Origin of the sequence: Amycolatopsis jiangsuensis (assembly GCF_014204865.1) — a bacterium.
Taxonomy (GTDB): domain Bacteria; phylum Actinomycetota; class Actinomycetes; order Mycobacteriales; family Pseudonocardiaceae; genus Amycolatopsis; species Amycolatopsis jiangsuensis.
Genome location: NZ_JACHMG010000001.1, coordinates 716,380 through 738,066, shown reverse-complemented (window position 1 = coordinate 738,066; position 21,687 = coordinate 716,380). Strand labels below are relative to the sequence as shown.

The window sequence follows — 21,687 nt, the reverse complement described above, 5'->3', positions numbered from 1 at the left end:
TACCGCGTATTTCCGCACTCGCCCCCGCTGCTCGTAGCGTCGGACGCGTCGAAGGAGGACGCGATGACGCGATGGGTCGACGGCTACGCGCTGGGGACCTTTTCGGACGGCAGCGGTGAGTTCCCCGGTCTCGTCTCCGGCGAGCGAGTGCTGCCGCTGCAGGAATGGGAGACGGTCCGGGACCTGCTGGAGGACTGGGAGGCGGCGAGCACACGGCTGCCGGAGCTCGCCTCGACGCTCGCCGCCGGTGACGGCAGGTCGCTGGCGGCGCTGTCGGTGCGCGCGCCCCTGAGGCCGCGCCAGATCCTCCAGGCCGGCGCCAACTACCGCAGCCACGTCGCCGAAATCGTGCTCTCCGGCCGGGAACCGGACGACACCCGCAGCGACGACGAGGTGCGCCGCGACGCCGAGAAGATGATGGACGACAAGGTCCGCACCGGCAGTCCGTTCCTGTTCAGCGGCCTGCCCGCCGCGATCTGCGGACCGGACGACGACGTGCTGCTGCCCGCCGAGTCCGCCCAGGTGGACTGGGAGGCCGAGCTGACCGCGGTGATCGGCAGGACCGCGCACCGGGTGCCGCGCGAACGCGCCCTGCAGCACGTCGCGGGATTCACCGTGTGCAACGACATCAGTGCCCGCGACCTCCAGTTCCCCGCGGAACACCGGCCGCTGGGCGGTGACTGGGTCCGGGCGAAGAACCGCCCCACCTTCTTGCCGACCGGGCCGTTCATCACCCCGATCACGGTGCTGCCGGACTACCGGCAGCTGGCGATCACACTCGACCTCAACGGGGAACGCAAGCAGTCCGACGTCGCCGCGAACCTGCTCTTCGACGTCGAAGCGCTCGTCGCGGCCGCCTCGGCGGCGACCACGCTGTACCCGGGCGACCTGGTCCTCACCGGCAGCCCGGCGGGCAACGGCGGCAAGTGGCGGCGCTGGCTCGAGCCCGGTGATGTGCTGGAGGCCGGGATCTCCGGCATCGGCGTGCAGCGCAACACATGCGTGGAGGAGCCCCGGTGAACCGGCCTGAGCCGGGCCGCGCCGAGGAGGTCTCCGACGGTGTCTACGCGTTCGTGCAGCCCGACGGCAGCTGGATGATCAACAACAGCGGCTTCGTCACGGGCTCCACGGGAGTGCTGTGCATCGACGCGTGCGCGACCGAACGCCGCACTCGCGACCTGCTCGCGGCCGTCGCGGAGGTGAGCACCGCACCGGTGCGGACACTGGTCAACACCCACCACCACCCCGACCACACCGCAGGCAACGGCTACTTCCCGACCGCCACGATCGTCGCGCACGAGCAGGCCCGGCCCGAGATGCGCACTCTCGGCCTGCCCGCCAACGGCGGACCCTGGTCCGATGTGGACTACGGTGTGCTGGACCTCCAGCTTCCGTTCCTGACCTTCACCGATCGGATCACGGTGTGGGTCGAGGACCTGCGCTGCGAGCTGATCCATCCCGGGCAGCCCGCGCACACCACCAACGACGTCGTGGTCTGGATTCCCGAACGCGCCGTGCTGTTCGCCGGCGACCTCCTGTTCAACGGAGGCACACCGTTCCTGCTGTCCGGATCGGTGCGGGGATCCGTCGAGGTTCTCGAGGGGTTCCTGAGGCCACTCGGCGCCACCACGATCGTTCCCGGCCACGGCCCGGTGTGCGGACCCGAGGTGATCGGCGAAGTGCTGGACTATCTGCGCTTCGTCCTCGACGTCGCCCGGCGCGGCCAGGAGGCCGGGCTCAGCCCGCTGGAACTGGCGAGGCACACCGACCTCGGCAGGTTCGCGGCCTGGACCGACGGTGAACGCATCGTCGGCAACCTGCACAGCGTCTACGCCGAGGACTCCGGCCGGCCGCTCGACCACGGTGCCGCGCTGCGCGACATGGTCGCCTTCACCGGTGGCCGCCCCCTGACCTGCCTCGCCTGAGGCCACCATCGTCCCGCCTGACCCAGGAGGCCCTGATGTCCGAGATCCTGCTGTCGCAGCTGGCACACGTGGAGCTGATCAGCCCGAAGCCCGATAAGACCGTCGAGTGGATGAAGGAGGTTTTCGGCCTCGAGGAGACCACCCGCGAGGGCCAGTCGGTCTACCTGCGCGGCTGGGCCGAGTGGCTGCACTCGAGCCTGATCGTCACCGAGGGCCCGGAGCCCGGGGTCGGCCGGATCGGGTGGCGCACCTACGGGCCGGAGGACCCGGAGATCGTCGCCAAGCGGCTGGCCGGCACCGAGGAAGCCGTGGGCTGGGTCGACGCGTGGACCGGGCACGGCGCCACCTACCGCTACCGTGCCCCGCACGGTCGCCACCTGCACGAGGTGTTCTGGGACGTGGAGCGCTACCAGGCCCCACCGGAGAAGCGGGACCCGGTACTCGAGAACCGGCCGCAGCGCTTCTCCGGCAGGGGAATCGGAGCCCGCTACCTCGACCACGTCACCATGCCGACCCGCAACATGCGCGGCGACATCGACTTCTACCGGCGGCTCGGCGCCCGGCACACCGCGCAGACCGAGGTGGAACCGGGATTCGAGGTGTTCTCCACGTTGACGTGCAACGGAATCCGGTCCACGCACGACCTCGCGCTGGTTCCGGACTTCAGCGGCATGACCGGACGTGCCCACCACGTCGCCTTCCGCGTCGACCAGCGCCAGGACGTGGAGCGAGCGGCCGAGATCTTCCTGGCCAACGACACCCCGATCGAGTTCGGGCCGGGCATCCACGGCATCGACGAGATCACCTACCTCTACGTCCGCGAGCCCGGCGGGTTCCGGATGGAGATCAACGCCGGCGGGTGGGTCAACACCATGCCGGACTGGGAGACCACGACCTACCAGGCCGCCGACGGCAACCCCGGCCAGAACCTCTGGCGCAACGTCGACGCCCCCGACGGCTTCCACGACGCCTGGCCGCTACCGGCGGGGCAGGCCGCCGACCGGCAGCACGCGGCGGTCACCGACGAGAGAATGCGCGGTTTCTTCGGCGACCAGGCGGGTGGCCCGCGATGAGCGTGCGGCGGGTGCTCGTTGTCGGCGGCGGCATCGGTGGACTGTCGGCGACCATCGCACTGCGACGCGCCGGGGTCGAGGTCGACCTGATCGAGAAGAACAGCGAGTGGACGGGCTACGGCGTCGGGATCATCCAGCCCGGCAATGCGCTGCGGGCGCTGGACGGGCTCGGCCTCGCCCAGGAATGCGCGGCGCAGGGACACCCGATCCTCGGCACGCGCAGCTGGACCGCCGACGGCGCAACACTGTTGCAGGACAACGATTTTCCCGCCGCGGTGCCGGGACTGCCGCCCAGCAACGGCATCACCCGCCGCCGGCTGCACGACATTCTCGTCGCTGCCGCCGAGGACAGCGGCGCGGACATCCGGACCGGCGTCACCGCATCCGCGGTGGAACAGTCCGCGGCAGAGGTGCGGGTCGGCTTCAGCGACGGCCGCCGGCGCGGCTACGACCTCGTGGTGGGGGCCGATGGGCTGTACTCCCGGCTGCGCGACGAGATCTTCGGAACACATCACCGGGCGAAGTTCACCGGCCAGGTCGCCTGGCGGGTCAACCTCCCGCGGATTCCCGGACTCGACCGTTTGTGGATGTACCGGGGTTCGCGGGGTACTGCCGGCTTCGTCCCGCTGGCACCGGATCTGATGTACCTGCTCACCATCGAAAAGGTGCCCGACAGCGCACCGGTACGCCTCCCGCGCAAGGGACTGGCCGCCGTGTACCGCGAGCGGCTGGCCGAATACGGCGGTCCGGTCGCCCACCACCGCGAACTGGTGCGCGACGACGCCGAAGTGCTCTACCGCCCGGTGGACAATGTCCTGCTGCCCGCGCCCTGGTACCGCGGACGCGTCCTGCTGATCGGCGACGCGGCCCACGGCACCTCACCGCACTGCGGCCAGGGCGGTGCCCAGGCCATCGAAGACGGCGTCGTGCTCGCCGAGGAGATCGCCAAGCAACTCCCCGTCGAGCAAGTTCTCGACGGCTTCATGCGGCGGCGCTTCGAACGCTGCAAGACCGTCGTCGAAGGTTCCGAGCGCATCGGCCGCTGGGAACAGGATCACAGCCTCGACATCGACCCCGACGCCGCGGCCTTCGAAGTCACCATGGCAGCCATGGCGCCGCTGTGAACCCGGCCCACCGAGCCCCAGCACGTCCGGAGTCGGAGGACCTGATGCCCACCACCGCCCCGGCGGTCGACGTGCACGCCCATCTCGGGATTCCGGCCGTCGATGAGCTGATCGCTGACGAGCCGGGGTGGGCGAGGCGGCGCGCCGTGGACGCCGCCTCGCTCGGGCCGGAATCGGCGGCCGTGAACGTCAGACAGATCGGCGAACTCACCGTCAAGCTGACCGACGTGGAGGTGCGGCTCGCGGCGATGGATCGCGCGGGGGTGAACGTGCAGGCGGTCAGCCCGGTGCCGTTCCCGCATGCCTGGGCATCGCGTGCTCTCGCCGAACGCATCACCACGCTCACCAACGACGCGGTCGCTGAGTTCTGCGCCCGGCAACCGGGCCGTTTCCTCGGCATCGGCGCGGTTTCGCTGCAGCATCCGGATCTGGCGGTGCGGCAGCTGCGGAGCGCCGTGCGGGACCTGGGGATGCGCGGTGTGCAGATCTCCACGGCCGCCGCACCCGGCGTCGAGCTCGACGACCCTTCGCTGGCCGAGTTCTGGGCAGCCGCCGAGGAACTCGGCGCCGCAGTCCTGACCCACCCGTGGGGCTGCACTCTCGGCGAACGGCTCAACGCCTACTACCTGTTCAACACCGTCGGCAACCCCACCGAGACCGCGTTGGCGTTGTCGCGGATCGCCTTCTCCGGGCTGCTGGAACGCCATCCGGGGCTGCGGATCTGGTCGGCGCACGGCGGAGGCTGTCTCGCCAGCTACCTCGTGCGTGCCGACCACGCCTGGTCAGTCCGCGCGGACGCCCACACCACGCGGCGGCCACCCAGCGAGCTGCTGAAACGGACGTTCGTGGACTCGCTGGTCTACACACCCGAGCAGCTGCGCCATCTCGTCACGATCATGGGCCCGGGCCAGATCACATCCCGGGATTCGAGGGGCGCGAGGGCGACGCCATCCCGTACAGCCGCGGGATACGGCCGTTGTTCTGGATCATGCTGGTACTCAACCCGGTCGAGATCGTTTTCGTCGAGCTGATCATCCCGTGGGACCCGGTCGCGGTCGTTGAAACGCAGCGTGGCCGTCGTCGACGACGGCGTCTTGGCCGTCGAGATCGCGACGTCGACCAACGTGTCGATCTCGTTGCGCGAGCCACACGTGGTCGACCTCGGCCGGTGAGGAGTCGCCGAGGTCACCCGGATCGACTTCTGGGCCGACGATCGCACGGTCGCGGCAGCCGCCATCCGCTCACCGATCGCTTCCTGACGCCGGTACGTGGGGCCGCACGAAGTCCGGAACACCACCGCGCGGTTCTGCCGGAGCGCACACCGGCCGGTCGTTCCCCAGCAAACGTCCCGCGCCGGGTATCGCGCTTCACGCCTTCGCCGCCCGCAGGCACGCGCCGGGAATTCGGCGCCCCACCGTCGAAGCCGGTCTGCGATAGGGTCCCGCGGTGGCTCGTGGCTCGGACGAAAACCCTCCGGTGACCGGCCGGCGGGGCCCGGCTCCCACCGGCCGGCCCACGATGCGCGACGTGGCGTCGGCGGCCTCGGTGAGCGTCAAGACCGTTTCGCGCGTGGTGCACAACTACCCGTTCATCAGCGACGACGTGCGCGGGCGGGTCCAGGCGGAGATCCGGCGGCTCGGCTTCCGGCCCAACGGCCACGCCGTCGGGCTGCGGCGGGCCGACCGGGCCGCGGGCGGGATCGGCGTGCTCACCGCGGACGTGGCCGACCCGTTCTACGCGGGCATGCTCAGCGCCATCGAACAGGTCAGCACCGCCCGCTCGTTCACCACGCTCGTCGCCAGTTCCGGGGAGGACCCCGCCCGCGAACGCGCCCTGCTGTCCACGTTCGTCGAACGCCGGCTCGACGGGCTGATCGTGGTGTCGGCCGACCGGGCGCACGACCACCTTCGCCCGGATCTCGACGTCGGCACGCGGATCGTGTTCGCCGACCGGCCGCCGCGGCGGCTGCCGGTGGACTATGTGCTGGCCGCGCACGCCGAGGGCGCCCGGCAGGCCGTGGCGCATCTGCTGGCGCAGGGGCACACCTCGATCGCCCACGTCGGCCACTCCCCCGCGGTCCACACGGCACGCGAACGGCTGCGTGGTTTCCGCGCCGCACTGACCGACGCGGGTCTGACCCCGCGTGCGGTCCGCACCGACGCCACCGACGCGGAGGCGGCGTACCGGGCGACCGCGGAGCTGCTGTCCCTCGATGACGCACCGACCGCGCTGTTCACCGACAATCCGCCGCTCGTCGCCGGGGTGGCGCGGGCGATCGCGGAGTCGCGTGCACCGCGAACCGCGCTGGTCGCGTTCGACGACTCGGAACTCGCCCGGGTGCTCGGCGTGACCGTGGTCGCGCAGGATCCGCGCGAACTCGGGAAAAGGGCGGCGGAACTGCTGTTCGCCCGGCTCGACGGAGCCCGTTCCCGGCCGCGCCGGGTGGTGTTGCCGACCACCCTCGTGCCCCGTGGCTCCGGCGAAGGCCACGGCGTCGCCCTCCGCTCCACCCGCCGCTGACCCCTTCGGCCGGGTGATCGGAAACCCGGCCGCCGCACGGTTTTTGTCCAGTTCTGGCCATTGACAACGCTGACAACGCACCTCGACACTGAGCCGCGTTGCCAACGTTGTCAGTCCGGGCGCGGCACGCCCCGGGACGGGCATTGTCCGCCGATCCCCGAGGAGCTCGCCGTGGCCGTTCTCCCCCGCCGCCTGATCCCGTTCGCCGCGGTCGCGGTGATCGCCGCCGCGGCAGTGGTGGCGACGCCCGCCGCGGCGGCACCGGGCTCGTTCCGGACGTCCTTCGAAGCGGCTGATCCGGCACCGGACTGGGAAAACACTCCGGAACCGGGGGCGCACGGAGTCCTGCCCGGCGCCACGCTACCGGGCGAGCTGACCCCGGCCGTGCTCGGCGGGACCGGCACCGAACCCGCCGGCCACGGACCGGAAACTGCGGCCGACCACGATCCCGCCACCAGCTGGCAGGTCCCCGCCGCCGGCGGCTCGCTCACCGCCGGGCTCGCGGCCGCGAAGCGGGTCACCACCTACGCACTGACCTCGGCCACCGACAGCCCTGCTCGTGACCCACGCACCTGGTCCCTGCAGGGCTCGGCCGACGGGACGCACTGGCGGACCGTCGACGAGCGTCGCGACCAGGACCTCACCCAGCGCGGGCAGACCCGGTTGTTCGCCGTCGCGCATCCGGGCGAGTACCGGCACTACCGGCTCACCGTCCGCGCGAACCACGGCGACGCCGCCCTCCAACTCGCGGAGTTCGCGCTGGGCACGGGTTCCGACGACCGGCCCGGCCTGACCGCGGAGGTCGGTGACGGCCCCGCGTCCGGCCCGACCGTCAAGCCGCACCTGGGGTTCAACGGCACTCATTCCCTGCACTACGAGGGCTGGCAGACCGGTGCCCGCGGCGCGGCCACCGACCGGCTCTACGACGTGTCCGTCCCCGTGCGCCGCGGCACCCGGCTGTCCTATGTGGTCTTTCCCGAGTTCACCGGGAACGACACCGCCTACCCGAGCACCTACCTCGCGCTGGATCTGCTCTTCACCGACGGTTCGAAGCTGAGCGACCTGCCGGTGACCGACCAGAACGGCGTGCGGCTCACCGCCGGCGAGCAAGGCGCGGCGAAGATCCTCCACACCGGACAGTGGAACCAGGTCACCGCCGACCTCGGCGCGGCCGCGGCCGGGAAGACCGTCCGCCGCGTCCTGCTCAGCTGGACCGGGCCCGGCGCGCCCGCGCACTTCTCCGGATGGGTCGACGACATCGCGATCGCCGACGGCCCTGCCGGAACGTGTGCCGCGCCGCATCCGACCGAATGCGCGGTGACCACCCGCGGCACCAACTCCTCCGGCGACTACTCACGCGGCGCCACCATCCCGGCCACCGCGCTGCCGCACGGGTTCAACTTCTGGACGCCGGTCACCGACGCGTCGTCCACCGACACGCTGTATGAGTACCTGCGGGACAACACTCCGGCCGGACGGCCCGCCCTCCAGGCGTTCTCGACCAGCCACGAGCCGAGCCCCTGGGTCGGCGACCATCAGACGTTCCAGGTGATGCCGTCCACTTCGGACACGCCAGAGTCGGCGGACCGGGCGAAGCGGGCGATGACGTTCGGCCACGACCACGAGTCCGCACGCCCGGACCGGTACGCGGTCACCTTCGACAACGGCCTGCGCACCGAGATGACGCCCACCGAGCACGCCGCGGTGTTCCGGTTCCGCTTCCCCGAAGGCGGCTCCAGCCTGATCTTCGACAACGTCGACGGCCGCTCGGACGTGACGGTCGACCGCGAAACCGGCGTTGTCACCGGGTACTCGGACGTCAGCGGGTTCTGGGGCGCGCCACGGATGTTCGTCTACGCGACGTTCGACCGCCCGGTGACCGGCTCCGGTGAGCTGACCGGCGGTGGCGGCCCGGCGGCGTACGCGGGTTTCCAGCTCGGCGCCGGGCGCACCCTGACCATGCGCATCGCCACTTCGTTCCTCAGCGTGGACCAGGCGAAGCACAATCTGGATCTGGAGGTCGGCGGCCGCGGTTTCGACCAGGTCCGCGCCGAGGCGCAGCGGGTGTGGGACGAGCAGCTGGGCGTGATCACCGTGGACGGCGCGACCGAGGACCAGCTCACCTCGCTCTACTCCAGCCTGTACCGGCTCAACCTGTACCCCAACGAACTCGCCGAGAACACCGGCAGCGCACAGCGTCCGGACTACCGCTACGCCAGCCCCTACTCCCCGAATGCCGGGGAGAACACCCCGACCACCACCGGCTCCGCGGTCAAGAGCGGCCGGCCGTATGCCAACGAAGGATTCTGGGACACCTACCGCAGCGCGTGGTCACTGAACTCCCTGCTCTACCCCGCCCTGACGGGGCAGATGATCGACGGGTTCGTGCAGCAGTACCGCGACGGCGGCTGGCTCGGGCAGTGGACCGCGCCCGGATACCTCGGCTTCAGCGGCACCAGCTCGGACGCCGCGATCGCCGACGCCTACCTGCGCGGAGTCACGAACTTCGACGTCGCCTCCGCCTACGAGGCCGCGGTGAAGAACGCGATGGTGCCCTCGTCCGGGCTGACCGGGCGGCCCGACGTCCAGCACACCACGTTCCTCGGCTACACGCCGTCGGAAACCGGCTCGGGCACGTCGGCCTCGCTGGAGGACTGGATCGCCGACTACGGCATCGCGCAGATGTCGCTGAAGCTCTACCGCACGGCGAAACCGGACGACCCGAGACGCGGCGAGTACCTGACCAACTACCACTACTTCCTCGACCGCTCCTCGGGGTACGAGAAGCTGTTCGAACCGAAGACCGGCTTCTTCCAGCCGAAGACCGCCACCGGTGCCTGGGCACACGCTCCCGGGACCTACGACCCGCTGGAGTGGAATTCCTCCGACTACACCGAGGGAAACGGCTGGACCTACGCCTTCTCCGTGCCCCAGGACGGCAACGGGCTGGCCTCCCTCCACGGTGGCCGCGCCGGGCTGGCCCGCAAGCTGGACCGGTTCTTCGCCACACCGGAGACCGCGCAGTACGGCGGCGGCTTCGGCGGGCCCTACCACGAGATGTTCGAGGGCCGCGACGACCGGTTCGGCCAGTGGGCGTTCAACGACCAGCCCGCGATGCACGTGCCCTATCTCTACGACTACGTGGGGCAGCCGGGGAAGACCGCCGGGCTCGTGCGGTCGATGCTGGCGCGGTCGTTCACCGGCAGCGGGATCGGCCAGGGCTATCCTGGTGACGAGGACAACGGGTCCATGTCGGCGTTCTACGTGATGAACGCGCTGGGCTTCTACCCGTTGCAGGTCGGGTCGCCGACGTTCGCGGTCGGTTCCCCGCTGTTCGACCGCGCGACGCTCCACCTGTCCCACGGCCGCACCCTCACCATCACCGCGCACGGCAACTCCGCGCGCAACGTCTACGTGCAGGGCATGCGCGTCAACGGCCGGCCCACCGGGCACACCTGGGTGAACCACGACGACCTCGCCGGCGGCGGACGGATCGACTTCCTGATGGGGCCACGGCCTTCGGCCTGGGGCACCGGAGCCCACGACGCGCCGCCTTCGGTCTCCGGGCCGGCGGGCCCCGATCCGCAGCAGGACTTCGCCGGCCCGGACACGACGACGGCCGCCGCGGTCGCGGACAACACCTCCGCCACGGTCGCCGACCTGCCCGCGAGCGGCAGCGTCAGCTATCACTTCCCGGCCGCGCACCACGTCGAGCAGTACACACTCACTTCCGGTACCGACGCCGCCGCGGACCCGTCTTCGTGGACCCTGCTCGGTTCCGGCGACGGACGGCACTGGACCGTGCTCGACCGTCGGCAAGCGCAGAGTTTCGCGTGGCGCAACGAAACCCGCGTGTACACGCCCGCCAAGTCCGGCACCTACCGGTACTACCGCCTCGATCTCGCCGCCGCGTCGGGCGCGGCGAAAACCTCCGTCGCCGAAGTCGAACTGCTCGGGCACCGCTGATCCACTGGAAGGAGCGCCTCATGTTCCGCCGCACCATGGCGCTGTGCGCCGCTGTCACCGCTTCATTCGCTGTCGCCGGGCCCGCCGCGGCCGCCGACCGGCCACTGCGGATCGTCGGGGCCACCGCGGACACCGCGCTCACCCAGCGCTGGCAGGACTTCGGCCGACGCTCCGGCGTCGGCTGGGCCGCCGCGGACGGCACCTACTCCACCCGGCTGCCCTCCGGGCTGGACGTGTGGCTGTTCAACGACACGTTCTTCGGCCCGGTGCGCCCGGACGACAGCTTGGCCGAGTCGTCGCCGTTCACGCACAACTCGGCCGTACTGTCCACTCCGGACGCGAAGCACCTGCTCACCACGATCGCGCCCGGGCCGCGGGCGCATCCGCGGTCGCTGGTCGGGCCGACGCCGGTAAGCCCCGGTGAACCGAACGACTACTGGTACTGGAACGGCGACGGCATCGTCGACGGCGGGAAACTCCGGGTCATCGAGTTCGAGCAGCAGCCGACCGACGACCCGCCCCCGTTCAACTTCGCCTGGACCGGGACGAAGCTCGCGACGCTGGACCCGTACACCTTCCGGCTGGAGAAGCTCACCGACGTCCCCGCGGCCGGCGGCGTCCAGTGGGGCACCGAGCTGATGCGCGACGGCGGGTGGACCTGGATCTACGGGGTGGAAGGCGACGGGCCGACGAAGTACCTGCACCTGGCCCGCGCCCCGATCGGCAGGCTGGACGGGCCGTGGCAGTTCCGCACCGACCAGGGCTGGTCGGCCGACCCGGCGTCCTCGGCGCGGCTGCTCGGAAACGTCGGCAGCTCGTTCGGCGTGACCCCGGTCGGCGGCGAATACCTGCTGACCACGTTCGATTCGGGCCTGACCGACACCATCCACGCCTATCACGCACACACCCCGGACGGTCCGTTCACCGGCGGCGAGACGGTCTACACCGCGCCGGAGGCGGGGAACGGCCGCTACACCTACAACGTCGCCGCGCATCCCGAGATCAGCCGGCCCGGGGAGCTCGTCATTTCCTACAACACCAACAGCGAGCAGCTGTCCGACCTCTACGCCGACATCGACCGCAACCGGCCCCGGTTCGTCGACCTGAAGCTCGCCCGCTGACCCGAACGGAGCCCAGCCCGTGCCCGATCTGCCCCGTCGCAGGTTTCTGCAGTCCCACGCCGTGCTGCTCGCCGGGGTCGGTGTTCCCTTGGCACTGCCGGAGGTGGCCGAAGCCGGGACCGCGACCGACCTCGCCCGCTACCGCCCGGTGTCGGCGTCCTCCACCGCCTACGCCCCGACCCCGGCCTGGTTCGCCGTGGACGGGCTGGCCGAGCCGGGAGTCCGCGGGTCCGGCTGGCGTGCCGCCGGGGGCGACCCGCAGTGGCTCGCGGTGGACCTGCAGGCGCCGTGCACGGTCACCTCGGTGGCGCTGGTGTTCGAGGCGACCGCGAAGGACCCGGTCTTCACACCGGCGCAGGGAATCAACCCCTTCCTCGACACCACCGGCTGGGAAGTCCTGTCCAGCTGCCCGGTGGCGTTCAGCCTCGACGTCTCCACCGACGGCCGCAGGTGGCGCACCGTGCACGAGGCCACCGGCAGCCCGGGCGGCCGGGTCGAAGTCACCCTGGACGAACCCGTCCCGGCACGGTGGGTGCGGCTCACCGCGAAGCAGCAGGCCACCGCCAACCCGTTGGGAGTCAACGGGTTCGAAGTCCACGGACACACTGCGCATCCGCGTCCGCACGCCACCGGCTGGACCGACTGGGACCACCACCGTGTCCCGGCTCCCGCACTGTCCACAGCGGACGACGGGACCGTCCCGCTGGAATCCGGCTGGGCGCTCACCATGGACTCACGGCTGCCCGATGCCGACGGGAAACAGCTCGCTCGCGCTGGTGCCGACACGTCCGGCTGGCTTCCCGCGACGGTGCCCGGCACCGTGCACACCTCGTTGGTGGAACAGGGAAAACTGCCCGAACCGACGACCGGGTTCGGCAACATGCGCGCGCCGGAGGCACTGTCCCGGCACAGCTGGTGGTACCGCTGTGAATTCACCCTGCCCCGGGGCTTCGACACCGGCCGCCGGATCTGGCTGGAGTTCGACGGGATCGACCACCACGCGCAGGTGTGGGTCGACGGCACCGAAGCCGGCTCGCTCACCCATCCGGTGGCCCGGGCCGCGTTCGACGTCTCGGCGGCGCTGCGTGGGCGCGGCCGGCACGCGGTGGCGGTGCGGATCGACCCGATGCCGCATCCGGGCAACCCCGGGGACAAGGGCCCCGACGGGGTGTCCACCCTCAACTCGAACGCCGAGCAGAAGGATCTGCCCGGGTACATCTCGATCAGCGGCTGGGACTGGATGCCCGCCGTCCGCGACCGCGGTGCCGGAATCTGGAACCACGTGCGGTTCCGTTCCACCGGCGACGTCGTGCTGGGCGAACCCCGGGTGGACACGAAGCTGCCGGGCCTGCCGGACATCTCCGTCGCCGAAGTGACGGTGGTCGTGCCGGTGCGAAACGTCTCCTCGACGACCCGCACGGTGACGGTGTCCGCCGAGGTGGCCGGGGCTCGAGCCACCGGCCGGGTGGCGCTGGCCGCGGGCGCGTCGGAGGACGTGGTGCTGAAGCCGATGCGGGTGCGGAACCCGAAGCTGTGGTGGCCCAACGGATACGGCGAGGCGAAGCTGCACTCGCTGACCACCACGGTCACCGCCGGCGGTCAGGTCAGCGACCGCCGCACGGTGCGGGTCGGGCTGCGGCAGTTCGGGTACGCCTCGTCGCAACCGGTCGTGGTGGATCCGGCGACCGACCACTCCGCGCCGCAGACCGTCCAGTTCGACCGGACGACCGCGCGGTACCTGCGAATCCAGGGTGGGAAACGGGCCACCGGTTACGGGATCTCACTGTGGTCACTGTCCGTCATGGACGGTTCCGGCCCTGACCTGGCTCAGGGGAAGGCGGCAACGGCGTCCTCGGAGGACAATGCGAACGACGCTGCCGCGAACGCGGTGGACGGCCGCGACGACACGCGCTGGTCCTCGGGATACTCAGACGACCAGTGGATCCAGATCGACCTCGGCTCCGCCGCGTCATTCGACCGGGTGGCGCTCACGTGGGAAGCCGCGTACGCGCTGACTTTCACCGTGCAGGTCTCCGACGACGGCGCTACCTGGCGCGGCGTCAAGCAGGTCAGCAACGCCGGCACCCAGCTGCAGATCAGCGTCAACGGCGTGCGGGTGCTGTGCAAGGGCGGAAACTGGGGTTTCGACGAACTGCTGCGGCGGGTGCTCCCGCACCGGATGGACGACGCCGTCGCGCTGCACCGGGACATGAACTTCACGATGATCCGCAACTGGGTCGGCGCCAGCAACCGCGAGGAGTTCTTCGCCGCCTGCGACGAGAACGGCATCCTGGTGTGGAACGACTTCTGGGCAGGCGACGCGATCTTCCCACCGGATACGAAGGTGTTCCTCGGCATCGCCGAGGACACCGTGGTGCGCTACCGGCACCATCCGTGCATCGCGGTGTGGTGCGCCACCAACGAAAGCGACCCGCCAGCCGACATGGACACCGGGCTGCGGGAGCTGCTGGCGGGGAAGCAGCCCGAGCTGTGGTATCAGGGCAACTCGGCGGGCGGAGTCGTCACCGGGCACGGACCGTACTCGTGGATCGACCCCGCGCGCTACTTCGACGGCGACACCTATTCAATCGGCAGCTACGGCTTCCACAGCGAGATCGGCCTGCCGACCGTGCCGGTCGCGGAAAGCATGCGCCGGCTCGCGGGTGATCAGCCGGCCTGGCCGATCGGTCCGGTGTGGTTCCACCACGACTGGTGCGCCCGCGGCGGCCAGAATCCGGACACCTACCGCACCGCGATCGAGGACCGCTTCGGTACGGCCACGTCACTGGACGACTTCTGCGCGAAAGCGCAGCTGGTCAACTACGAAAGCATGCGGGCGATCTTCGAGGCCTACAACGCCGCACTGTGGAACGACGCATCCGGCGTACTGCTGTGGATGTCGCACCCCGCCCACCACAGCACCGTGTGGCAGACCTACGACTACGACCTCGACACCAACGGCAGCTTCCACGGCGCGCGCAAGGGCTGTGAGCCGGTCCACGTCCAGGCAAGGCTGTCCGACTGGCAAGTGCATGCGGTCAACCAGACCGCGCAGTCGCTGGAAGGCGCCACAGTGCACGCCGAACTGTTCGACCTGAAGGGACACTCTCTCGGCACTCCGACAACGAAGCCGGTGTCTGTGCCCGCGTCGTCGGTCTCGGAAGCTTTCGTCGTCCCGTTCACCGCCGGGTTACCCGCTCTGCACCTGCTGCGGCTGCGGCTCACCGCCCCGGACGGCACCGAGCTTTCCCGCAATGTCTACTGGCGTTACCGCAGCCCGGCGGACGCACGGGAGCTGACCAGGATTCCGGCCGAGGTCACCGTGCATGCGGGCCCGGTACGTCGCGACGGGGACCGCGGCACCGCTGTGGTGACGGTGCGCAACACCGGCCGCGTGGTCACCGCGGGCGCCCGCCTTTCGGCACGTCGTCCACGGACCGACGAGCGAATCCTTCCGTTCTACTGCAGCGAAAACTACCTGTGGCTGCTCCCCGGCGAGACGGCGACGGTGACCGTGTCGTGGCCCACGCGCACGCTCCGCTCCGGCCGGCCGAGGTTCGTGGTGGAAGGACTGAACGTGCCGCGCCGCACCAGCTGACCACCGCGGTCGGTCAGAACCCGATCGGCAGGCCCGCGTAGTTCTCCGCGAGACCGGTCGCCCCGGCTTCGCTCGTGGCGAGCCAGCGCAACTGCGACAGCTGCAGCTGCGCGTCGAAGGGATCCTCGGAAGTGTGCAGCATCGTGGTCATCCACCAGGAGAAGTGCGTGCACCGCCAGACGCGCCGCAACGCGGTGTCGGAGTAGGCCTCGGCGGGTGCGGGGTCCTTGTCCCGCAGCAGGCTTGCGAGGGCCGGGGCCAGCAGGGCCACGTCGGCGACCGCCAGGTTCAGCCCCTTGGCGCCGGTCGGCGGCACGATGTGCGCGGCGTCTCCGGCGAGGAAGAGCCGGCCGTGTCGCATCGGCTGCTGCACGAAGCTGCGCATCGGCAGCACGGACTTCTCCGTGATCGGGCCCGGATTCAGCGTCCATCCGTCCTGGCCGTGCCCGAGGCGGGTGGCGAGCGCGGTCCAGATGCGGTCGTCGGACCAGGTGGCGACGTCGGTGCCGTTGGGCACCTGCAGGTACAGCCGCGAGACCGTCGCCGAACGCATGGAGTGCAGGGCGAAACCGTCCGGATGCCAGGCATAGATCAACTCGTCGGTGGAGGGTGCGACGTCGGCGAGGATGCCCAGCCACGAGTACGGGTAGACGCGTTCCCAGGTCTGTGGATCCGGCACGGCCGCGCGGGCGGGACCGAACGAACCGTCGCAGCCCACCACGACGTCCGCCTCGATCCGGCCAGGGCGTCCGTCCGGGCCGGTGTAGGTCACCGACGGCCGTTCGGTCTCCGGATCGTGCACGGCGGTGCCACTGACCTCGTACACGATCTCCTGTCCCGCCGCCGCCCGTGCGCGGCCGAGGTCCTTGGTGACCTCGGTCTGGCCGTACACGGTCACCGTGCGGCCGATCAGCTCGGAGAAGTCGAGATGGTGGCGCTCCCGCGGCCACTGCAGGTGGATCCCGCGGTGCACGTCGCCCTCGGTGTCCAGCCGCTCCCCCAGCCCGCACGAGCGCAGGAGGTCCACAGTGGACTGCTCGAGGATCCCGGCCCGGATCCGCGCCTCCACGTACTCCCGCGACCGCGTCTCCACGATCACCGACTCGACCCCGGCCGCGTCGAGCAGCTGGGACAGCAGCAGACCGGCCGGGCCCGCGCCGATGATGGCGACCTGTGTGCGCACGAAAACCTCCCGAAAAGCCTGATGGACCCCTGTGCCGTTCACGACAGCCCGAGCAGCGCCACGGCGTTGTCCTTGAGGATCAGCGGCCGCACCTCGTCCCGGATCGGCAGCTGCGCGAAGTCCGCGAGCCACCGGTCCGGGGTGACGACCGGGAAGTCCGAGCCGAACAGCACCTTGTCCCGCAGCACCGTGTCCGCGGCCCGCACGAGCTGCGGCGGGAAGTACTTCGGCCGCCAGCCGGACAGGTCGATGAACACGTTGGCCTTGTGCGTGGCGATCGCGATCGCCTCGTCCTGCCACGGCACCGACGGATGCGCCAGCACGATGTTCAGCCGCGGGAAGTCCGCGGCGACGTCGTCGAGCAGCATCGGCGCGGACAGCCGCAGCCGGATCCCGCGTCCGCCGGGCAGGCCGGCGCCGATCCCGGTCTGGCCGGTGTGGAACAGCGCGGGCACGCCCGCTTCGGCGATCGCCTCGTACAGCGGATAGTACGCCCGGTCGTCCGGGGAGAAGGCCTGCAGCGACGGGTGGAACTTGAACCCGCGGGCACCGCGGGCGACCAGTTCGCGGATCCGCTCCGGACCGGCGGTGTGCGGGTCGACCGAACCGAACGGGATCAGCGTGTCCGGGAACCGCGCGGCGGCGTCGAGGACCTCCTCGCTCGACAGCGCGGGATGGCCCAAGCCGGTCGACGCGTCGACGGTGAACACGACCGCGGCCATGTCCCGCGCGCGGTAGTGCTCCGCGATGGCCACGACCGTGGGCGTGCGGTCCTGCCCGGCGCGGAAGTACGCGGCCGAGGCGTCCAGCAGCTCTTCGTCCAGCGAGAACGACCCGTGGCCGTCCTGTTCGACGTGCGTGTGGACGTCGATGGCGGTGAGCCGGTCCACGTTCACGGTGCCTCCTCGGCGAGTGCGTCGTAGCCCAGCTCCAGGCTCTGGCGGAACAACGCGTGCTGCACGGACGGGATGGCACCGAGGATCGACTGCTCGATCGCCTCGATCAGCGGGTCGCAGCGTTCGAGCAGCGCGCGGCCCGGATCGGTCAGCCGGAGCAGCAGCACGCGGCGGTTGTCCGGATCGCGTTCGCGCGCGACGTGGCCCTGGTTCTCGAGCGTGCGCACCATCTCGTTCATCGTCTGCGGGGTGACGAACGACCGCCGCGCCAGCTGCGCGGAGGACAGGTCGCCGCGCCGGCGCAGCGCGGTCAGGGCGGTGAACTGCAGCGTGGTCAGCCCGACCGGGCGCAGTGCCTCGTCCATCCGGGCCCTGATCGCCAGTTCGAGGCGCTTGACCAGGTACAGCGTCAGCGGTTCGTCCATGCGCCGATCGTCTCGCACGGTCATCGCAGCCGCTCCCGGACCTCGGTCTTGCGGACCTTGCCCGAGCCGGTACGCGGCAGCTCCGGCCAGAACTCGACCCGCCGCGGCACCTTGTACCCGGCGAGCCGGGTGCGGGCGAAGCCGCGCAGGCCGTCCTCGGTCACCTCGGCACCGGGCCGGGCGACGACGACCGCGTGCGGCACCTCGCCCCACTTCTCGTCGGGCACTCCGACCACCGCGCACAGCTCGACGTCCGGATGTTCGCACAGCGCGGCCTCCACCTCGGCCGGGTACACGTTCTCGCCGCCGGAGATGATCAGCTCCTTGAGCCGGTCGACGATCGTGTAGCAGCCGTCACCGTCCACTGTGGCCACGTCACCGGAATGCAGCCACCCACCGGCCAGCGCGGTCTCGGTCGCCTCGGGGCGGTTCCAGTAGCCCAGCATCACGTTCGGGCCGCGTACCAGGATCTCGCCACGGCCGTCCGGTTCACCTTCCAGCGCGGCGAGGCGGACGTCGGTGAAGAACGACGGCACGCCCGCCGACCCGGCCTTGGTGCGCACCGCTTCCCGGTCGAGCAGCAGCACCCCCGGTGCGGCCTCGGTCATTCCGTAGCCCTGCACGAAGACCAGGCCACGGTCGAGGTAGCGCCGGATGGTCGGCGACGGCACCGGCGACCCGCCGCACAGCAGCGTCCGCACGCTCGACAGGTCCGCGGTCTCCCACGCCGGCTGCGCCGCGACCGCCTCGTACATCGCCGGAACGCCGAACAGCGTGGTGACCCGATGGCGGGCGATCAGCTCCAGCGTCTCCGCCGGGTCGAACGACTCCACCAGCACACAAGCGCCGCCCTTGAGCAGCGCCGGCAGGCACGACATGCCCAGGGCCGCCGCGTGGAACAGCGGGGCGGCCACCAGCACCACCTCGTCCCCGGCCAGATCGGACTCGACGAGGACGTTGACGCAGTTCCAGGTGAGGTTGCCGTGCGAGAGCACCGCGCCCTTGGGCCGGCCGGTGGAGCCTGAGGTGTACATGATCAGGCACGGGTCGTCGAGCCCGACGGGCTCGTCCGGGAGCTGCCCGGACCCGGCCTCGCGCAGCTCCTCGTAACTGCCGCCCAGCACCAGGTGCTCGCGGACCACCGGACCGGTGCCGGCGCGGTCCCCGGCGTGGACCAGCACCGACACCCCGGCGTCGGACAGGACGAACTCGACCTCCGGCGCCGCGAGCCGCGTGTTGACCGGGACGAACACCGCACCGAGTGCCGCGGTCGCGAAGAGGGTTTCCAGGTAGGCCGGGTGGTTCGGCCCGAGGTACCCGACGCGGTCACCGCGGCGCACGCCGAGGCGCCGCAGCCCGGCCGCGACGGCCGCCGTGCGCGCGGCCAGCTCCGCGTAAGTGATCCGCTCTTCGCCGTGCACGAGCGCGATCCGGTCCGGTGTCATCCGGGCCCGGCGGGCGGGCCACGAACCAAGTCCCTCGTCACGCATCGCTGGAGTATGCGCCGAGTCCGGGCCGGTAGGTCTTGTCGTCGAGGAACTGGGTCATGCCCTTTTCCCGGCCGTGCGAGGCGTCGAGGAACTGCGACTGCTCGAGCTTGGCGTACAGGTAGTCCTCGGCCTGTTCCCAGGGCATTTCCTGGGCGAGCTTGTAGCCGACCTTCGCCGCCCGCAGTACGGCCGGGTTCATCGCCGCCAGTTTCGCGGCCAGCTCGCGGGTGCGTTCGCGCAGCCGCTCGGCCGGCACCGCTTCGTTGACCAGCCGCATCTCCGCGGCGCGGCGGCCGTCGAACGGTTCGCCGGTCATGATGAAGTACAGCGCGTCGCGCTGCGGCACGGTCGCCGCCAGTGCCCGGCTGACGACCCCGCCCGGCGGGATGCCCCAGTTGATCTCGGACAGCCCGTACTGCGCGTCTTCCGCGCTGATGGCGAGATCGCAGGCGACGAGCGGGGTGAACGCCCCGCCGAAGCACCAGCCGTTGACCATCGCGATCGTCGGCTTGGACCAGTTCGCCAGTCGCTTCCACTGCCATTCGGCACTCGCGCGGCGGACCCGGATCTGCACGGCGGGATCACCGGACTCGTCGACCTCTCGGAAGTACTCCTTGAGGTCCATCCCGGCGGAGAACGCCTCACCGGCGCCGGTGAGCACGAGGGCCCGGCAGCGCGGATCGGCTTCGAGCGCGTCGAGGGTGGCGACCATCTCGTCGTTGAGCGCGGGGTTCATCGCGTTGCGCTTGGCGGGACGGTTGAGCGAAACCCAGGCGATGCCCTCGTCGAACTCGACGAGAACGGTGTCGCCCCAAGGGGTATCGGTGCGCTCGGTGACAGGTGCGGCCATCGCGGGGTCCTTTCAGAACGGGTAGCGCGCGGTCTGCGCGCGAACGGTGACCCACTGGGTCTCGGTGAAGGCTTCGAGGTTGGCGCGGGCGCCGCCGACGCGACCGGTGCCCGAAGCACCGACGCCGCCGAACGGCGCGGCCGGATCGTCGTTCACGGTCTGGTCGTTGATGTGCACCAGCCCGGAAGGGATGCGCTCGGCCAGTGCCAGTCCCGCGGCGGGATCGGCGGTGAGCACGCCGAGGCTGAGCCCGTATTCGGTGTCGGCGGCCAGTTCGGCGGCCTCGTCGAGGGTGTCGAACGGCCGGACGCAGGCGACCGGGCCGAAGACTTCCTCCGCGTAGGCGGGAATCCCGGAGTGGCAGTCGGCGAGCACGGTGGGACGGAAGAACGGGCCGTCGGTCCTGCCGCCCGCGACGAGCCGGGCACCGGCGGCGACGCTGCGGGAAACCAGGTCCTCGACGTGCGCCAGCTGGTGCCCGTCGATGATCGGGCCGAGTGCGGCGTCGGTGGTGAACGGATCGCCGACGGCGAGCGCGTCCGCCTTGCGCGCCAGCAGCTCCACGTAACGCTCGTAGAGCGAGCGGTGCACCAGATGCCGTCCGGTGGCCATGCAGATCTGGCCCTGGTGCAGGAAACTCCCGAAAGCGCCGCACGAGGCGGCCGCGTCGAGGTCCGCGTCCTCGCACACGATCAGGGCGCTGTTGCCACCCAGCTCCAAGTGTGCGCGCTTGAGCAGTTCGCCGGCGCGGGCGCCGATCGCGCGTCCGGCGCGGGTCGAACCGGTGAAGGACACGACCGGGACGCGGGGGTCCTCGACCAGCGCGGAACCTGCGTCCGGACCACCGGGCAGCACCTGCAGCACACCGGGTGGCAGCCCGGCCTCCTCGAAGATCCGGGCGATCGCCACACCCCCGCACACCGCGGTGCGCGGATCCGGCTTGACGAGCACGGCGTTGCCGAGGGCCAGCGCCGGTGCGACCGAACGCATCGACAGCAGCAGCGGAAAGTTGAACGGCGAAATCACCGCGACGACCCCAGCCGGCGTCCGCCGCTGAAAACTCACCCGGCCCTCGCTGGGCAGCAGTTCCCCGTACGGTGCCGTGGCCAGCGCCGCCGACTGGGTGCACTCGCCCGCCGAACCGTCGATCTCGATGCCCGCCTTGACCCGCGCCGAACCGGATTCGCGGACGAGCCAGTCGCCGATCTCCTCGGCGTGCGCGGCGAAGAGGCCGGCCGCGCGCAGCAGCACCGCAGCCCGTTCCGTCGCCGGGCGGGCCGCCCATTCCCGTTGCGCCGCAACGGCTTTTCCGACGGCAGCGGTCACGTCCGCCGCATCGGCCAGCCCGACCGACCCGAGAGCCGCACCGGTGGCCGGCTCCCGGACCTCACCGGTCCCGGCCCGACCCGCGGTCCACTCACCGGTGAAGACCCGGCCCTGCCACGTCGCGGGATCGAGGAGTGTCACGCGTTCCTCCTGCACCGAAGCACATCTCAGGTTTCCTGATGATTACCTA

General features: G+C 71.0%; 15 protein-coding genes. 9 read left to right on the top strand and 6 right to left on the bottom strand.

Features of this window, described 5'->3' with window-relative positions:
- The first annotated feature begins 63 nt into the window (after positions 1-63).
- The 9 genes from BJY18_RS03115 (at position 64) to BJY18_RS03075 (ending at position 15,327) form a co-directional block, all read left to right on the top strand.
- On the top strand, positions 64-1,020 hold the full coding sequence (locus BJY18_RS03115) for a fumarylacetoacetate hydrolase family protein (RefSeq protein ID WP_184777482.1): 957 nt from the start codon (positions 64-66) through the stop codon (positions 1,018-1,020).
- Positions 1,017-1,925 carry an MBL fold metallo-hydrolase gene (locus tag BJY18_RS03110; RefSeq protein WP_312873717.1) on the top strand — a complete coding sequence of 303 codons (909 nt, stop codon included), beginning with the start codon at positions 1,017-1,019 and terminating at the stop codon, positions 1,923-1,925. The genes BJY18_RS03115 and BJY18_RS03110 overlap by 4 nt, the downstream gene beginning before the upstream one ends.
- A 35-nt stretch (positions 1,926-1,960) precedes the next feature.
- Positions 1,961-2,998, top strand: a complete 1,038-nt coding sequence (locus tag BJY18_RS03105) for a VOC family protein (protein ID WP_184777479.1) — start codon at positions 1,961-1,963, stop codon at positions 2,996-2,998.
- Positions 2,995-4,122: an FAD-dependent monooxygenase gene (locus BJY18_RS03100; protein WP_184777478.1), complete on the top strand. Its 1,128-nt coding sequence runs from the start codon at positions 2,995-2,997 to the stop codon at positions 4,120-4,122. The genes BJY18_RS03105 and BJY18_RS03100 overlap by 4 nt, the downstream gene beginning before the upstream one ends.
- A 44-nt stretch (positions 4,123-4,166) precedes the next feature.
- Positions 4,167-5,153, top strand: a complete 987-nt coding sequence (locus BJY18_RS03095) for an amidohydrolase family protein (protein ID WP_184777477.1) — start codon at positions 4,167-4,169, stop codon at positions 5,151-5,153.
- Positions 5,154-5,568: 415 nt separating this feature from the next.
- Positions 5,569-6,642 carry a LacI family DNA-binding transcriptional regulator gene (locus BJY18_RS03090; RefSeq protein ID WP_184777476.1) on the top strand — a complete coding sequence of 358 codons (1,074 nt, stop codon included), beginning with the start codon at positions 5,569-5,571 and terminating at the stop codon, positions 6,640-6,642.
- A gap of 171 nt (positions 6,643-6,813) precedes the next feature.
- Positions 6,814-10,608, top strand: coding sequence for a GH92 family glycosyl hydrolase (locus BJY18_RS03085; RefSeq protein ID WP_312873716.1), 3,795 nt, complete (start codon positions 6,814-6,816; stop codon positions 10,606-10,608).
- A gap of 20 nt (positions 10,609-10,628) precedes the next feature.
- Complete coding sequence (locus BJY18_RS03080; RefSeq protein WP_184777475.1) at positions 10,629-11,729, top strand: DUF5005 domain-containing protein; 1,101 nt, start codon at positions 10,629-10,631, stop codon at positions 11,727-11,729.
- Positions 11,730-11,748: 19 nt separating this feature from the next.
- Positions 11,749-15,327 carry a discoidin domain-containing protein gene (locus tag BJY18_RS03075; RefSeq protein WP_221457526.1) on the top strand — a complete coding sequence of 1,193 codons (3,579 nt, stop codon included), beginning with the start codon at positions 11,749-11,751 and terminating at the stop codon, positions 15,325-15,327.
- Between the two features lie 13 nt (positions 15,328-15,340).
- Here the strand turns inward: BJY18_RS03075 and BJY18_RS03070 are convergent, their stop codons facing one another.
- The 6 genes from BJY18_RS03070 to BJY18_RS03045 are packed head-to-tail and all read right to left on the bottom strand — an operon-like array spanning position 15,341 to position 21,638.
- Positions 15,341-16,510 (bottom strand): 4-hydroxybenzoate 3-monooxygenase, encoded by a 1,170-nt coding sequence (locus tag BJY18_RS03070; protein WP_184777474.1) that lies wholly within the window; start codon positions 16,508-16,510, stop codon positions 15,341-15,343.
- Positions 16,511-16,548: 38 nt separating this feature from the next.
- A complete protein-coding gene (locus tag BJY18_RS03065; protein WP_184777472.1) occupies positions 16,549-17,406 on the bottom strand; it encodes an amidohydrolase family protein in 858 nt (285 codons plus the stop codon).
- Positions 17,403-17,831: a MarR family winged helix-turn-helix transcriptional regulator gene (locus BJY18_RS03060; protein WP_246458751.1), complete on the bottom strand. Its 429-nt coding sequence runs from the start codon at positions 17,829-17,831 to the stop codon at positions 17,403-17,405. Before BJY18_RS03060 ends, BJY18_RS03065 begins: the two co-directional genes overlap by 4 nt.
- 20 nt (positions 17,832-17,851) lie before the next feature.
- Entirely contained in the window at positions 17,852-19,321 is a 1,470-nt protein-coding gene (locus BJY18_RS03055) for an acyl-CoA synthetase (protein WP_184777468.1), read from the bottom strand.
- Positions 19,314-20,171: a p-hydroxycinnamoyl CoA hydratase/lyase gene (locus tag BJY18_RS03050; protein WP_184777466.1), complete on the bottom strand. Its 858-nt coding sequence runs from the start codon at positions 20,169-20,171 to the stop codon at positions 19,314-19,316. Before BJY18_RS03050 ends, BJY18_RS03055 begins: the two co-directional genes overlap by 8 nt.
- 12 nt (positions 20,172-20,183) lie before the next feature.
- Positions 20,184-21,638, bottom strand: a complete 1,455-nt coding sequence (locus BJY18_RS03045; protein WP_184777465.1) for a benzaldehyde dehydrogenase — start codon at positions 21,636-21,638, stop codon at positions 20,184-20,186.
- Between the last annotated feature and the right edge of the window lie 49 nt (positions 21,639-21,687).

Coding starts and splice junctions, on each gene's coding strand:
- BJY18_RS03115 (WP_184777482.1), top strand. CDS start 64: ATGACGCGATGGGTCGACGGCTACGCGCTGGGGACCTTTTCGGACGGC.
- BJY18_RS03105 (WP_184777479.1), top strand. CDS start 1,961: ATGTCCGAGATCCTGCTGTCGCAGCTGGCACACGTGGAGCTGATCAGC.
- BJY18_RS03100 (WP_184777478.1), top strand. CDS start 2,995: ATGAGCGTGCGGCGGGTGCTCGTTGTCGGCGGCGGCATCGGTGGACTG.
- BJY18_RS03095 (WP_184777477.1), top strand. CDS start 4,167: ATGCCCACCACCGCCCCGGCGGTCGACGTGCACGCCCATCTCGGGATT.
- BJY18_RS03080 (WP_184777475.1), top strand. CDS start 10,629: ATGTTCCGCCGCACCATGGCGCTGTGCGCCGCTGTCACCGCTTCATTC.
- BJY18_RS03060 (WP_246458751.1), bottom strand. CDS start 17,831: ATGGACGAACCGCTGACGCTGTACCTGGTCAAGCGCCTCGAACTGGCG.
- BJY18_RS03055 (WP_184777468.1), bottom strand. CDS start 19,321: ATGCGTGACGAGGGACTTGGTTCGTGGCCCGCCCGCCGGGCCCGGATG.
- BJY18_RS03050 (WP_184777466.1), bottom strand. CDS start 20,171: ATGGCCGCACCTGTCACCGAGCGCACCGATACCCCTTGGGGCGACACC.